This window comes from Gemmiger formicilis (assembly GCF_016901605.1).
Taxonomy (GTDB): Bacteria; Bacillota; Clostridia; order Oscillospirales; family Ruminococcaceae; genus Gemmiger; species Gemmiger formicilis_B.
Genome location: NZ_JACJKP010000489.1, coordinates 1 through 392, shown reverse-complemented (window position 1 = coordinate 392; position 392 = coordinate 1). Strand labels below are relative to the sequence as shown.

Genomic DNA, 392 nt, shown 5'->3' with positions numbered 1-392 from the left:
CTACCCGGGCTTTGGTTTCCACTAACATGCTCATTGGGGAAGAACCTCCTTGATATCAAAACTTTCACGGATACTTTGTCTTGCGGTGACCAGGCCGGCAAATTCGCCGCCGTGAATCATCTGAACGGTCAGGTTACCGATGGCCGTGCCCTCCACCGGGCCGGCGTACACCGGCAGACCGGTGACGGCGGCGGTCATGCGGTTGAGGTAGTTGTCCTGGCAGCCGCCGCCCACGATGTTGATGCTGGTGTAGGTCTTGCCGGTCAGTTCGGAAAGGCCGGCGATGGCGTTCTTGTAGCACAGGGTCAGGCTGCGGTAGACGCACTGCATCAGCTGGCCCACCGTCTGGGGCACAGGCTGGCCGCTCCCGGCGCAGGCGTCCTGCACGGCGG

Annotated in this window: 1 protein-coding gene; it reads right to left on the bottom strand. The window is 62.5% G+C overall.

Annotated elements, in window-relative coordinates:
* Positions 1–30: 30 nt before the first annotated feature.
* Positions 31–392 (bottom strand): FGGY-family carbohydrate kinase (locus H6B10_RS15585; protein ID WP_243427431.1); only part of this gene is annotated, 362 nt, incomplete at its 5' end.